The sequence below is a fragment of the Streptomyces hydrogenans genome (genome assembly GCF_014656075.1).
Classification (GTDB): Bacteria; Actinomycetota; Actinomycetes; order Streptomycetales; family Streptomycetaceae; genus Streptomyces; species Streptomyces hydrogenans.
Map to the genome: position 1 here is coordinate 1 of NZ_BNBS01000062.1, position 12,456 is coordinate 12,456.

12 protein-coding genes are annotated in these 12,456 nt (G+C 73.3%); 9 read left to right on the top strand and 3 right to left on the bottom strand.

Annotated features, from left to right (window positions below; all coding sequences use genetic code 11):
- Window positions 1–313, top strand: a 313-nt coding sequence (locus tag IE321_RS24245; protein WP_190224507.1) for a helix-turn-helix domain-containing protein, incomplete at its 5' end; no start/stop codon positions are given.
- A gap of 9 nt (window positions 314–322) precedes the next feature.
- Here the strand turns inward: IE321_RS24245 and IE321_RS24250 are convergent.
- Entirely contained in the window at window positions 323–928 is a 606-nt protein-coding gene (locus IE321_RS24250) for a hypothetical protein (protein ID WP_190224508.1), read from the bottom strand.
- Between the two features lie 165 nt (window positions 929–1,093).
- On the opposite strand from IE321_RS24250, the gene IE321_RS24255 reads away from it, so the two are divergent.
- The 4 genes from IE321_RS24255 (at window position 1,094) to IE321_RS24270 (ending at window position 5,218) form a co-directional block, all read left to right on the top strand.
- The gene (locus IE321_RS24255) at window positions 1,094–2,182 is read left to right on the top strand and encodes a helix-turn-helix domain-containing protein (RefSeq protein WP_190224509.1); all 1,089 of its coding nucleotides are present in this window, start codon (window positions 1,094–1,096) and stop codon (window positions 2,180–2,182) included.
- A 71-nt stretch (window positions 2,183–2,253) separates the two neighbouring features.
- Window positions 2,254–3,411 (top strand): acyl-CoA dehydrogenase family protein, encoded by a 1,158-nt coding sequence (locus tag IE321_RS24260; RefSeq protein WP_043224217.1) that lies wholly within the window; start codon window positions 2,254–2,256, stop codon window positions 3,409–3,411.
- Window positions 3,412–4,281, top strand: a complete 870-nt coding sequence (locus IE321_RS24265; protein ID WP_190224510.1) for an acyl-CoA thioesterase — start codon at window positions 3,412–3,414, stop codon at window positions 4,279–4,281.
- Window positions 4,282–4,303: 22 nt separating this feature from the next.
- Window positions 4,304–5,218, top strand: coding sequence for a cation diffusion facilitator family transporter (locus tag IE321_RS24270; RefSeq protein ID WP_043224261.1), 915 nt, complete (start codon window positions 4,304–4,306; stop codon window positions 5,216–5,218).
- A 4-nt stretch (window positions 5,219–5,222) separates the two neighbouring features.
- Here the strand turns inward: IE321_RS24270 and IE321_RS24275 are convergent, their stop codons facing one another.
- Window positions 5,223–6,005 (bottom strand): phosphatase, encoded by a 783-nt coding sequence (locus IE321_RS24275; protein ID WP_190224511.1) that lies wholly within the window; start codon window positions 6,003–6,005, stop codon window positions 5,223–5,225.
- A 51-nt stretch (window positions 6,006–6,056) separates the two neighbouring features.
- Window positions 6,057–6,647 carry an SACE_7040 family transcriptional regulator gene (locus IE321_RS24280; protein WP_043224262.1) on the bottom strand — a complete coding sequence of 197 codons (591 nt, stop codon included), beginning with the start codon at window positions 6,645–6,647 and terminating at the stop codon, window positions 6,057–6,059.
- 87 nt (window positions 6,648–6,734) lie between these two features.
- On the opposite strand from IE321_RS24280, the gene IE321_RS24285 reads away from it, so the two are divergent.
- Genes IE321_RS24285 through IE321_RS24300 form a run of 4 tightly spaced genes read left to right on the top strand, consistent with a single transcriptional unit; the run spans window position 6,735 to window position 12,386 of the window.
- Window positions 6,735–8,342 carry a carboxyl transferase domain-containing protein gene (locus tag IE321_RS24285; protein ID WP_190224512.1) on the top strand — a complete coding sequence of 536 codons (1,608 nt, stop codon included), beginning with the start codon at window positions 6,735–6,737 and terminating at the stop codon, window positions 8,340–8,342.
- 20 nt (window positions 8,343–8,362) lie between these two features.
- Window positions 8,363–10,288: an acetyl/propionyl/methylcrotonyl-CoA carboxylase subunit alpha gene (locus IE321_RS24290; protein WP_190224528.1), complete on the top strand. Its 1,926-nt coding sequence runs from the start codon at window positions 8,363–8,365 to the stop codon at window positions 10,286–10,288.
- Entirely contained in the window at window positions 10,285–11,217 is a 933-nt protein-coding gene (locus IE321_RS24295) for a hydroxymethylglutaryl-CoA lyase (RefSeq protein WP_043224221.1), read from the top strand. The genes IE321_RS24290 and IE321_RS24295 overlap by 4 nt, the downstream gene beginning before the upstream one ends.
- Window positions 11,218–11,225: 8 nt before the next feature.
- Window positions 11,226–12,386 (top strand): acyl-CoA dehydrogenase family protein, encoded by a 1,161-nt coding sequence (locus IE321_RS24300; protein WP_043224222.1) that lies wholly within the window; start codon window positions 11,226–11,228, stop codon window positions 12,384–12,386.
- The last annotated feature ends 70 nt before the right edge of the window (window positions 12,387–12,456 follow it).

Genomic DNA, 12,456 nt, shown 5'->3' on the forward strand with positions numbered 1-12,456 from the left:
GGCGCGGGCCCTGCGGCGGGCGGAGGCGACCCGGACGCCGCTGGTGCGCCACCGGGCGAACGGCCTCGCCGGGCTCGTCGACCCGGCCGAGGCCGCCGCCCACGCGCGCGTGCTGCTCGCCCCCCTCAGCGAGCCGCAGGCCGAGACCCTGCGCACGTGGCTCTCCCTGCACGGCAGCTGGGACCGCACCGCCGCCGCGCTGGGCGTCCACCGCAACACGGTCCGCCAGCGGATCGCCCGCTGCGCGCTCCTCCTGGACCGCGACCTGGACGACGCGGACGTGCGGATGGAGCTGTGGTTCGCGCTGCGGTAGCGCCCGGGCTCAGTAGAGCTTGTTCACCGCCGTCTTCGTGGTCGTCTTGAAGCCGGTGAGCGGGGCGTCCGCGAGGTCGCCCATCTGGCCCCAGCGGACGAGGGTGACGGTGCGGCCGTCGCGGCCGACGGAGAAGAGGTGGATGTCGGTGTTCCCGACCTGCGGGTCGGCGGTGTCGAGGCTGTAGACCCAGGCGCCCTCCTCGACGGCGAGCTTGCCGTGGTAGGCGCTGACGGCGTGCAGGCCCGGGTTCTGCCGCTCCAGGAGGGGGCCGCAGCCGGCGAGGGACTTGCGGAGGGTGTCGACCAGCTTCACGGCGTCGGCCTCGGTGCGGGCGACGGTGGTGACCTGGACGCCGTTGGTGTCGAGCTCGGTGCTGAACTCGCGGTAGCGGGTGTTCTGCGCCGGGATCTTGTACGGGGCGCAGAGGACGCCGCCGTTCTCGGGCACGCCGGGGAAGACCTGGGTGGCGGTCCAGGGCGTCGAGGACGGCGGCATCTGGGAGGCGGCGAGGAAGGCGGGCTGGGCGGCGGCCTGCGCCGGGGCGGCGGCGAGGGCGGCGAGGCCCAGGGCGGCAGCGGCGGCGGTGGCGAGTGCGGTACGGAGCCTGTTCATGGCGGTGGATCCCCCGTGGGTCGTTCGGTCAGGTGCTGACACCAGATTCGGCCCGCCGGCGGGCGTCGGCAACGGTGACGCGCCCACCACCCGTCCCGGAACCATTCCACCCCCCGTGACGTGGGAGAACGTGAAGGTGTGGGACGCCGAGGGCAGGGGGACGGAATGCCGAAGGACGCCGCCGTCGAGGAGTTCGCGCGGCTCGTGCGGGAGGTGAAGGCGCGGGACGGGCGGAGTTACGAGGCGCTCGGCCGCCGTCTGAACGTCAGCGCGTCCACGCTCCACCGCTACTGCTCGGGCGCGACCGTCCCGGAGGACTTCGGCGTCGTCGACCGCCTGGCGGTGCTGTGCGGCGCGGACGGGGAGCGGCGACGGGCCCTGGAGGAGTCCTGGACCCGCGCGGACCGCGCCCGGCGCCCCCCGGTGCCGGAGCCGGAGCCCGCGCCGGAGCCTGAGCCGACCCCGGTCCCGGAGCAGGGCCTCCCGTCCGGGAGGGGGCGGCGGCGGTGGGGGCGGGTGGGCCTGATCGGCGGGGCGATGGCGGTCGTCGGGGCGGTGACGCTCGGAGTCGTACTCCTTCCCGGGAAGGCGCGGGAGCCGGCCGCCCCGCCGCCTCCGCCGCTGACCTGGACCGTCGCCTCGCACCTCTGGGCGAACGGGTGCGGGCACACCTACCTCGCGGAGCGGACGCCCGCTCCCCCGCCGGAGCCGGCCGACGCGCGGCGGTGGGCGGCGGCCGCGGGGGCGGTGCACGGCGGGGAGACGCTGGTGCGGGTGTCGGTGCAGGGCAGGGGGGCGGCGGCGGTGGTGCTCCAGGGGCTGCACGTGCGGGTGGTGGAGCGGGGCACGCCGCCGGCGTGGTCGGCGTACCGGATGGACGACGGGTGCGGCGGGGCGGTGACGCCGCGCCGCTTCGAGGTGGACCTGGACCGGCCGAGGCCGGTGGCGCGGGCGCTGGACGGGTACGACGCCTCCGGGGAGGAGGGCAGGACACTGCCGGCGGTCTCCTTCCCGTACGCGGTGACGGCGGCCGATCCGGAGGAGCTGCTGGTCTCGGCCCGCACGGCGCGCTGCGACTGCCGCTGGTTCCTGGAGCTGGAGTGGAGCGCGGAGGGGCGGAGCGGGACGGTGCGGATCGGGGACGAGGACGGATCACCCTTCCGGACGAGCGGGACGGAGGGCCGGCCCGCTTACGGGTACGACTCCCCGGGACGGGCCTGGATCACATCCTCGGAGTCTGGACAGAGCGGTTGACCGCTGGGTAACTTCGACCATGACAGGCTGAGCAAGCGCTTAGACAACTGGCAGCGATGAGGAGGCGGCTCGTGCGCCGTACCGTATTCAACGAGGACCACGAGGCGTTCCGGGAGACCATCCGGGCCTTCATCGAGGCCGAGGTCGTGCCCGTCTACGACGAGTGGTTCGCGGCCGGCCAGGCGCCCCGCGACTTCTACTACAAGCTCGGCGAGCTGGGCATCTTCGGCATCAACGTGCCGGAGGAGTTCGGCGGCGCCGGTCTCGACACCCACAAGTTCGAGGCCGTCCTCTACGAGGAGACCTCCCGCGCCGGCGTGCAGTTCGGCGGCTCCGGCGTGCACGTGCTGCTCGCCCTGCCGTACATCAAGATGCTCGCCACCGACGACCAGAAGAAGCGCTACCTGCCGAAGTTCGTCTCCGGCGAGGAGATGTGGGCCCTCGCGATGACCGAGCCGGGCACCGGCTCCGACGTCGCGGGCATGAAGACCACCGCCAAGCTCTCCGAGGACGGCACCCACTACGTCCTCAACGGCGCCAAGACCTTCATCACCGGCGGCGTCCACGCCGACCGCGTGATCGTCTGCGCCCGCACCTCCGCGCCGTCCGAGGACGACCGCCGCTTCGGCATCTCGCTCTTCGCCGTCGACACCAAGTCCGAGGGCTACTCCATCGGCCGCAAGCTCGACAAGCTCGGCCTGAAGACCTCCGACACCGCCGAGCTGGCCTTCGTCGACGTCAAGGTCCCGGTCGAGGACCTGCTCGGCGAGGAGGGCAAGGGCTTCTCCTACCTCGGCCACAACCTCGCCTCCGAGCGCTGGGGCATCGCCTTCGGCGCCTACGCCCAGGCCAAGGCCGCCGTCCGCTTCGCCCAGCAGTACGTGCAGGAGCGCACCGTCTTCGGCAAGCCGGTCGCCCACTTCCAGAACACCAAGTTCGAGCTGGCCGCCTGCCAGGCCGAGGTCGACGCCGCCGAGGCCGTCGCCGACCGCGCCCTGGAGGCCCTGGACGCCCACGAGCTGACCCCGGCCGAGGCCGCCTCCGCCAAGCTCTTCTGCACCGAGGTCGCCCACCGCGTCATCGACCGCTGCCTCCAGCTGCACGGCGGCTACGGCTACATGAACGAGTACCCGATCGCCCGCCTGTACGCGGACAACCGCGTCAACCGCATCTACGGCGGCACCAGCGAGATCATGAAGTCGATCATCGCGAAGAGCATGGGCCTGTAAGTGCCCGAAGCACCTTCCGCACTGGATGACCTGCTCGCCCTGCTCGACCTGGAGCGGATCGAGCAGGACATCTTCCGGGGACAGTCCCGGTCCGCGATCGTCCCCCGCGTCTTCGGCGGCCAGGTGGCCGCCCAGGCGCTGGTGGCGGCGGGCCGGACCGTCCCCGCGGACCGTCTCGCCCACTCCCTGCACGCGTACTTTCTGGTGCCGGGCGACCCGGGCGCGCCGATCGTCTACGAGGTCGACCGGATCCGGGACGGCCGCTCCTTCACCACCCGCCGGGTCGTCGCGATCCAGCACGGGCAGCCGATCTTCCACCTCTCCGCGTCCTTCCAGACGCACGAGGAGGGGCTCGACCACCAGGACCCGATGCCGGCGGCGCCCGACCCGGAATCGCTGCCGACCGCCGAGGAGATGCTCCCCCGGCACCTGCCGGAGAATGTCGCCCGCCGGCTCGTCGAGGCCCGCGCGGCCGTCGACCTGCGGTACGCCGAGACCCCGCCCTGGGGCTCCGTCGGGCAGCCGCGCCCGGCGCGCTCCCAGGTGTGGTTCCGCACCAACGGCAAGCTCTCCGACGACCCCCTGCTGCACGTCGTGCTCGCCACCTACGTCTCCGACATGACGCTGCTCGACTCGGTGCTGCTCGCCCACGGGCGGGGCGGCTGGGCCGTCGGCGACGTGGTCGGCGCCTCGCTCGACCACGCCATGTGGTTCCACCGGCCCTTCCGGGCCGACGAGTGGCTGCTCTACGACCAGGAGTCGCCGTCCTCCTCCGGCGGACGCGGTCTCGGCCGGGCCGGGATCTGGACGCGGGACGGCCGGCTGGCGATCTCCGTCATCCAGGAGGGTGTCGTTCGCGTCCCGCGCTGACGACCGGACATACCGTCCGATCATGTCTGAAAACGCGGAGAGCACCGTCACCGTGATCGTGGCGGCGGGCGCGAACCTCGGGATCGCGGTCGCCAAGGCCGTCGCGGGTGTCATCAGCGGGTCGAGCGCGATGCTGTCGGAGGCCGCCCACTCGGTCGCCGACACGGTCACCGAGGTCATGCTGCTCACCGCGCTCAAGCGGAGCGAGAAGCCCGCCGACGAGGACCACCCGGTCGGGTACGCGGGCGAGCGGTACGTGTGGGCGATGCTCGCCGCCGTCGCCACCTTCGTCGGCGGCGCCGTCTTCTCGATCTACGACGGCATCCACACCCTCACCCACGGCGAGGAGCTCGGCGACCCGCTCGTCTCCTACATCGTGCTCGGGATCTCCTTCGTCCTGGAGGCGTTCTCCCTGCGGACCGGCGTCAAGCAGGTCCAGGCGGAGGCCGAGCGGATGCGGGCGCCGTTCGCCCAGTACCTGCGGCTCACCCCCGACACCACCGTCAAGGCGGTCGTCATGGAGGACTCCGCCGCCCTCGCCGGCCTGATGCTCGCCGCCGGCGGCCTCCTCGGCGCCCAGATCACCGGTTCCGGCGTCTGGGACGGCGTCGCCTCGATCCTCATCGGCTGCCTGCTCGTGTACGTGGCCTGGGTCCTCGGCCGGGCCAACGCCCAGCTCCTCATCGGCCGCCCGCTGCCGCGCCCGATGCGCGCGGAGGTGCGGGAGGAGCTGCTCGGCGTCGCGCACGTGGTGGACGTCCTGGACCTGATCACCCTGATCCAGGGCCCCGGCGAGGTCCTGATCGCCGCGAAGGTCGACTTCCGGGACGTGGTGACGGCCGCCGAGGTGGAGCGGGCCTGCGAGCAGGCGGAGGCGCGGCTGCGGGCCCGCTTCCCCTCGGTGCGGCGGGTCTACCTGGACCCGACGCCGGGCTGAGGTGTCAGCCGAGCAGCCCGGCGGCGTTCAGCAGGTACGCGGTCATCGGCTCGTAGAAGCGCGGGTCCACGACGTGGTCGTCGAGCGGCACGGTCACCTTCATCGTGCCCTCCGCCTCGGCGCAGAAGAGCGCGGGGTCGTTGCAGTCCGCGTAGCCGACGGAGTCGATGCCGCGCTGGGCGGCGCGGCCGGCCCAGCCGTGGTCGGCGACGACGAGGTCCGGCGCGGCCTCGCCGAGGAGGGCGAGGCCGTCGAGGATCGCGTTCATCGGCTCCGGGGAGTGGGTGTGCCAGAGGCTGGCGCCCCGCTCGAAGACGGCGACGTCCGCGAACTGCACGACGTACCCCTCGTCGGCGACCAGCCCGCCGGGGATCCGCACGATGTCGCAGCCCTGCGCGCGCAGCGCGGCGGCGACCCGGCTGTGCGCGTCGATCAGCGCGCCCGGGTGCCCGGTCGCGAAGAGCACCCGCTGGCGGCCCGCGGCGGCCTCCTTGAGGCGGGCCGCCATCCGGTCCAGGGCGTCGACGGTCAGCTCGGGGTCGATGGTGTCCTGGCCGGCTCGGTGGGCGGGGTCGTCGACGACCCCGCAGCGCTCGGCCATGACGGCCAGCACGTCCTGCTCGTCCGTCCACCGGTCGCCGAGCTCCAGACCGAGCCAGTAGTGCCGGTCGCCGTTGGCGAGCTTCCGGTAGTGGTCGAGGTTGTTCTCGCGGGGCGTGGCCACGTCCCCCGCAATGCGGCTGCGGAGGAGGTGCTCGACGAGGGCGTCACGGCTGAGTATCGGCATGCGCCTCATTCTGCCGCCCCGGGGCGGCCGCCGGGGCGGCGTCCCGCCGGGTCAGCGGGCCAGCGAGGCCAGCGCCCCGTGGGCCAGGTTCCGCAGCAGGTGTTCGAGCGCGGGGCGGGCCAGCGGGGTGCGCAGGTGGGGGGTGGAGTTGAGGAGGCCGAAGACGGCGTGGACGGCGGCCCGCGCCTCGGGTTCGTCCGCCGCGGGGTGCAGGGCGCGGACGGCCTCCACCCACAGTTCGACGTACTGCCGCTGGAGCTGGCGGACCCGCTTGCGGTCCTCGTCCTTGAGCCGGTCGAGCTCGCGGTCGTGGAGGGTGATCAGCGGGCGGTCGTCGAGGGCGAAGTCGATGTGGCCGTCGACGAGGGCGCCGAGCAGGGCCGCCGGGTCGCCGTCCGACTCGGCGACGCGCAGCCGGCCGCCCGCGAGCAGCCGCTCGCTGATGCCGACGAGCAGTTCCGCGAGCATCGCGTCCTTGCCGGGGAAGTGGCGGTAGAGGCCGGGACCGCTGATGCCGACGGCGGCCCCTATCTCGTCGACGCCCACGCCGTGGAACCCGCGCTCGGCGAAGAGGCGGGCGGCCTCCTTGAGGATCTGCTCGCGGCGGGTCGGCGCGTCCATCCGCGTCGGGCTCGTGGTCATGCCCTCCATCCTAGACAACGCGGTTAGCGCTCGTTAACCTGAGCGCCGTACGTTAACGCTCATTAACCGGACAAGGGAGATCGGTCGATGCAGCAGGCACCTGTGCTGTCGAGTGCGGCGGATCCCGCATCGGCGGCCTGGCGGGCCAACGAGGCGGCGCACCAGGAGCTCTCCGAGGCCCTGCGCGCCAAGCTGGCCGCGACCGCGCTCGGGGGCGGTGAGAAGTCCCGCGCCCGGCACACCGCGCGCGGGAAGCTGCTGCCGCGCGACCGGGTGGACACCCTCCTCGACCCCGGCTCGCCGTTCCTGGAGCTGGCGCCGCTGGCGGCGAACGGGATGTACGGCGACCAGGCGCCGGCCGCCGGCGTGATCGCGGGCATCGGCCGGGTCAGCGGCCGCGAGTGCGTGATCGTCGCCAACGACGCCACGGTCAAGGGCGGCACCTACTACCCGATGACCGTGAAGAAGCACCTGCGGGCGCAGGAGGTGGCGCTCGACAACCGGCTGCCCTGCCTCTACCTCGTCGACTCCGGCGGCGCCTTCCTGCCGATGCAGGACGAGGTCTTCCCGGACCGCGAGCACTTCGGCCGCATCTTCTACAACCAGGCCCGCATGTCCGGCGCCGGCATCCCGCAGATCGCCGCCGTCATGGGCTCCTGCACGGCCGGCGGCGCGTACGTCCCGGCGATGAGCGACGAGGCCGTGATCGTCCGGAACCAGGGCACCATCTTCCTCGGCGGCCCGCCGCTGGTGAAGGCCGCCACCGGCGAGGTCGTCACGGCGGAGGAGCTGGGCGGCGGCGAGGTCCACTCCCGGATCTCCGGCGTCACCGACCACCTCGCGGAGGACGACGCGCACGCCCTGCGGATCGTCCGGAACATCGTGGCGACCCTCCCCGAGCGGGGCCCGCTGCCGTGGAAGGTCGAGCCCGCCGAGGAGCCGAAGGTCGACCCGTACGGCCTGTACGGCGCCGTCCCGGTCGACTCCCGCACCCCGTACGACGTGCGCGAGGTGATCGCCCGGGTCGTGGACGGCTCCCGCTTCCAGGAGTTCAAGTCCGAGTACGGCCAGACCCTGGTCACCGGCTTCGCCCGGATCCACGGCCACCCGGTCGGCATCGTCGCCAACAACGGCATCCTGTTCGCCGAGTCCGCCCAGAAGGGCGCGCACTTCATCGAGCTGTGCGACCAGCGCGGCATCCCGCTGGTCTTCCTCCAGAACATCACCGGCTTCATGGTCGGCAAGGCGTACGAGCACGGCGGCATCGCCAAGCACGGCGCCAAGATGGTGACGGCGGTCGCCACCACGCGGGTGCCGAAGCTGACGGTGGTCGTCGGCGGCTCCTTCGGCGCGGGCAACTACTCGATGTGCGGCCGGGCCTACTCCCCCCGCTTCCTGTGGATGTGGCCGAACGCCAAGATCTCCGTCATGGGCGGCGAGCAGGCCGCGTCGGTCCTCGCCACGGTCAAGCGCGACCAGCTCGGGGACGTCTGGAGCGCCGAGGAGGAGGAGTCCTTCAAGGCGCCGATCCGCGAGCAGTACGAGAGCCAGGGCAGCGCCTACTACGCGACCGCCCGCCTCTGGGACGACGGCGTGATCGACCCGCTGGAGACCCGCCAGGTGCTGGGTCTCGCGCTGACCGCCTGTGCCAACGCGCCCCTGGGTGACCCCCAGTTCGGCGTCTTCCGGATGTGAGGACCCTGACGATGCAGCAGATGTTCGACACCGTCCTCGTCGCCAACCGGGGCGAGATCGCGGTCCGCGTCATCCGCACCCTGCGGGCGCTCGGCGTCCGCTCGGTCGCGGTGTACAGCGACGCCGACGCCGACGCCCGGCACGTGCGGGAGGCGGACACGGCGGTACGGATCGGGCCCGCGCCGGCCTCCGAGTCGTACCTCTCCGTCCCGGCCCTCCTGGAGGCGGCCCGCCGCACCGGCGCGCAGGCCGTCCACCCCGGCTACGGCTTCCTCGCGGAGAACGCGGCCTTCGCCCGCGCCTGCGCCGAGGCCGGACTCGTCTTCATCGGCCCGTCCGCCGAGGCCATCGCGCTGATGGGCGACAAGATCCGGGCCAAGGACACGGTGAGGGCGGCCGGCGTGCCGGTCGTGCCCGGCGCCGCCGACCCGGAGATCGCCGAGGCCGCCCGCGAGCTGGGCGCGCCCGTCCTGCTGAAGCCCAGCGCGGGCGGCGGCGGCAAGGGCATGCGCCTGGTGCGGGACCTGACGGTCCTGGAGGAGGAGATCGCGGCGGCCCGCCGCGAGGCGCGGGCGTCCTTCGGGGACGACACGCTGCTGGTGGAGCGGTGGATCGACCGGCCCCGGCACATCGAGATCCAGGTCCTGGCCGACAGCCACGGGAACGTGGTGCACCTCGGCGAGCGCGAGTGCTCGCTCCAGCGCCGCCACCAGAAGATCATCGAGGAGGCGCCCAGCGTGCTCCTCGACGAGGCGACCCGCGCCGCGATGGGCGCGGCGGCCGTCGAGGCCGCCCGGTCCTGCGGCTACGTGGGCGCGGGCACGGTCGAGTTCATCGTGCCGGGCGGCGACCCGTCCCAGTACTACTTCATGGAGATGAACACCCGCCTCCAGGTCGAGCACCCGGTGACCGAGCTGATCACGGGCCTGGACCTGGTGGAGTGGCAGCTGCGGGTCGCGGCCGGAGAGCCGCTCTCCTTCGGCCAGGACGACGTCCGCCTCGACGGCTGGGCGGTCGAGGCCCGGATCTGCGCCGAGGACCCCTCCCGCGGCTTCCTGCCGTCCGGCGGCACGGTCCTGGCGCTGCGCGAGCCCTCGGGCGACGGCGTGCGCACCGACTCCGGCCTCCTGGAGGGCACCGAGGTCTCCTCGCTGTACGACCCGATGCTGTCGAAGGTCATCGTCCACGCGAAGGACCGCCCCACCGCGCTGCGCAAGCTCCGGGCCGCCCTCGCGGACCTGGTCACCCTCGGCGTCCCCACCAACGCGGGCTTCCTGCGCCGCCTCCTCGCCCACCCGGACGTGGTGTCGGGCGCGATGGACACCGGCCTGGTGGAGCGGGACGCGGAGAGCCTGGTCCCCCAGGGCGTGCCGGACGAGGTGTACGCGGCGGCCGCGGCCGTACGGAGGGCGGAGCTGGCGCCGGAGCCGCGCGGCGGCTGGACGGACCCCTTCGACGTGCCGAGCGGCTGGCGCCTCGGCGGCACCCCGAAGCCCCTCGCCCTCCCGCTGCGCGTCGCGGGGCTCGAACCCGTCACCGTCGAGGCCCCGGGCGGCGCCCGGGTCACCGGCACCGGGGTCACCGTCACCGTCGACGGCGTCACCCACGCCTTCCACCGGGCCGGCGCCTGGCTCGGCCGGGACGGCGACTCCTGGCACGTCATGGACCACGACCCGGTGGCCGCCGCCCTGTCCGGCGCCCGGCACGGCGGGGCGGACACGCTCGCCGCGCCGATGCCCGGCACCGTCACCGTGGTGAAGGTCGCGGTCGGGGACGAGGTGGAGGCCGGGCAGAGCCTGCTCGTGGTGGAGGCGATGAAGATGGAGCACGTCATCTCCGCCCCGCACGCCGGCACCGTCACCGAACTGGACGTCACGCCCGGCACGACCGTCGCCATGGACCAGGTCCTGGCGGTCGTCACCCCCCGCGAGGAGGCCCCGGAATGACCGGCCTGCCCATGACCGTCCCCGACCCCGCGCTCCCCGCCCGGGTCCGGATCCACGAGGTGGGGCCCCGGGACGGGCTGCAGAACGAGAAGACGGCCGTCCCGACCGCGGTGAAGGCGGAGTTCATCCGCCGGCTCGCCGCCGCCGGGCTCTCCACCGTCGAGGCCACCAGCTTCGTGCACCCGAAGTGGGTGCCCCAGCTGGCCGACGCGGAGGAGCTGTTCCCGCTCCTCCACGGCCTCCCCGTCCGCCTCCCCGTCCTCGTGCCCAACGAGCGGGGGCTGGACCGGGCGCTCGCGCTCGGCGCCCGCGAGGTCGCCGTCTTCGCCTCCGCCACCGAGTCCTTCGCCAGGGCCAACCTCAACCGGACGGTCGACGAGGCGCTCGCCATGTTCGAGCCGGTCGTCATCCGGGCCATAGAGGCGGGCCTCAAGGTCCGCGGCTATCTGTCGATGTGCTTCGGCGACCCGTGGGAGGGCGCCGTCCCCGTCGGGCAGGTCGTCCGCGTCACCAAGGCGCTCGCCGACATGGGCTGCGACGAGCTGAGCCTCGGCGACACCATCGGCGTCGCCACCCCGGGGCACGTCCAGCGGCTCCTGACAGAGCTGGACGGGGCCGGCGTGCCCGTCTCCCGGCTCGCCGTGCACTTCCACGACACCTACGGGCAGGCGCTCTCCAACACGCTGGCCGCGCTGCGGCACGGCGTGACCACCGTGGACGCCTCCGCGGGCGGCCTCGGCGGCTGCCCCTACGCCAAGTCCGCCACCGGCAACCTCGCCACCGAGGACCTGGTGTGGATGCTCGACGGCCTCGGCATCGAGACCGGGGTCGACCTGGCCGCCCTCACCGCCACGAGCGTGTGGATGGCCGAACAGCTGGGCCGCCCGAGCCCGTCCCGTACCGTCCGCGCCCTCTCCCACAAGGAGTGACGAAAGACATGTCCCTCGACCACCGGCTCTCCGCAGAGCACGAGGAACTCCGCCGCACCGTCGAGGCGTTCGCGCACGACGTCGTCGCGCCGAAGATCGGCGACTACTACGAGCGGCACGAGTTCCCGTACGAGATCGTCGCCGAGATGGGCCGCATGGGCCTCTTCGGCCTGCCGTTCCCCGAGGAGTACGGCGGCATGGGCGGCGACTACCTCGCCCTCGGCATCGCCCTGGAGGAGCTGGCCCGCGTCGACTCCTCCGTCGCCATCACCCTGGAGGCGGGCGTCTCCCTCGGCGCCATGCCGCTCCACCTCTTCGGCACCGAGGAGCAGAAGCGCCAGTGGCTGCCGAAGCTCTGCGCGGGCGAGATGCTCGGCGCCTTCGGCCTGACCGAGCCGGGCGCCGGCTCGGACGCCGGCGGCACCCGCACGACGGCGGTCCGCGACGGCGACCAGTGGGTCATCAACGGCTCGAAGTGCTTCATCACCAACTCCGGCACGGACATCACCGGCCTGGTGACGGTCACCGCGGTCACCGGCCGCAAGCCCGACGGACGCCCGCTGATCTCCTCGATCATCGTCCCCTCCGGCACCCCCGGCTTCACCGTCGCCGCCCCCTACTCCAAGGTCGGCTGGAACGCCTCGGACACCCGGGAGCTCTCCTTCGACGACGTCCGCGTCCCGGTGGAGAACCTCCTCGGCGAGGAGGGCCGCGGCTACGCCCAGTTCCTCCGCATCCTCGACGAGGGCCGCGTCGCCATCGCCGCCCTGGCCACGGGCCTCGCCCAGGGCTGTGTCGACGAGTCGGTGAAGTACGCGAAGGAACGCCACGCCTTCGGCCGCGCGATCGGCGACAACCAGGCCATCCAGTTCAAGCTCGCCGACATGGAGACGCGCGCCCACATGGCCCGCATCGGCTGGCGCGACGCGGCCTCCCGCCTGGTCCTGGGCGAGCCGTTCAAGAAGGAGGCGGCGATCGCCAAGCTGTACTCCTCCACGGTCGCCGTCGACAACGCCCGCGAGGCCACCCAGATCCACGGCGGCTACGGCTTCATGAACGAGTACCCGGTGGCCCGCATGTGGCGCGACTCCAAGATCCTGGAGATCGGCGAGGGCACCAGCGAGGTCCAGCGCATGCTGATCGCCCGCGAACTGGGCTTCGCCTCCTGACCGTTCGCGTCCCGCGCGCCCGCCGCCCCGCACGGGGCGGCGGGCGCCGTCGTACCGGGACACGGGCGGT

Coding starts and splice junctions, on each gene's coding strand:
- IE321_RS24250 (WP_190224508.1), bottom strand. CDS start 928: ATGAACAGGCTCCGTACCGCACTCGCCACCGCCGCCGCTGCCGCCCTG.
- IE321_RS24255 (WP_190224509.1), top strand. CDS start 1,094: ATGCCGAAGGACGCCGCCGTCGAGGAGTTCGCGCGGCTCGTGCGGGAG.
- IE321_RS24270 (WP_043224261.1), top strand. CDS start 4,304: ATGTCTGAAAACGCGGAGAGCACCGTCACCGTGATCGTGGCGGCGGGC.
- IE321_RS24275 (WP_190224511.1), bottom strand. CDS start 6,005: ATGCCGATACTCAGCCGTGACGCCCTCGTCGAGCACCTCCTCCGCAGC.
- IE321_RS24280 (WP_043224262.1), bottom strand. CDS start 6,647: ATGACCACGAGCCCGACGCGGATGGACGCGCCGACCCGCCGCGAGCAG.
- IE321_RS24285 (WP_190224512.1), top strand. CDS start 6,735: ATGCAGCAGGCACCTGTGCTGTCGAGTGCGGCGGATCCCGCATCGGCG.
- IE321_RS24290 (WP_190224528.1), top strand. CDS start 8,363: ATGTTCGACACCGTCCTCGTCGCCAACCGGGGCGAGATCGCGGTCCGC.
- IE321_RS24295 (WP_043224221.1), top strand. CDS start 10,285: ATGACCGGCCTGCCCATGACCGTCCCCGACCCCGCGCTCCCCGCCCGG.
- IE321_RS24300 (WP_043224222.1), top strand. CDS start 11,226: ATGTCCCTCGACCACCGGCTCTCCGCAGAGCACGAGGAACTCCGCCGC.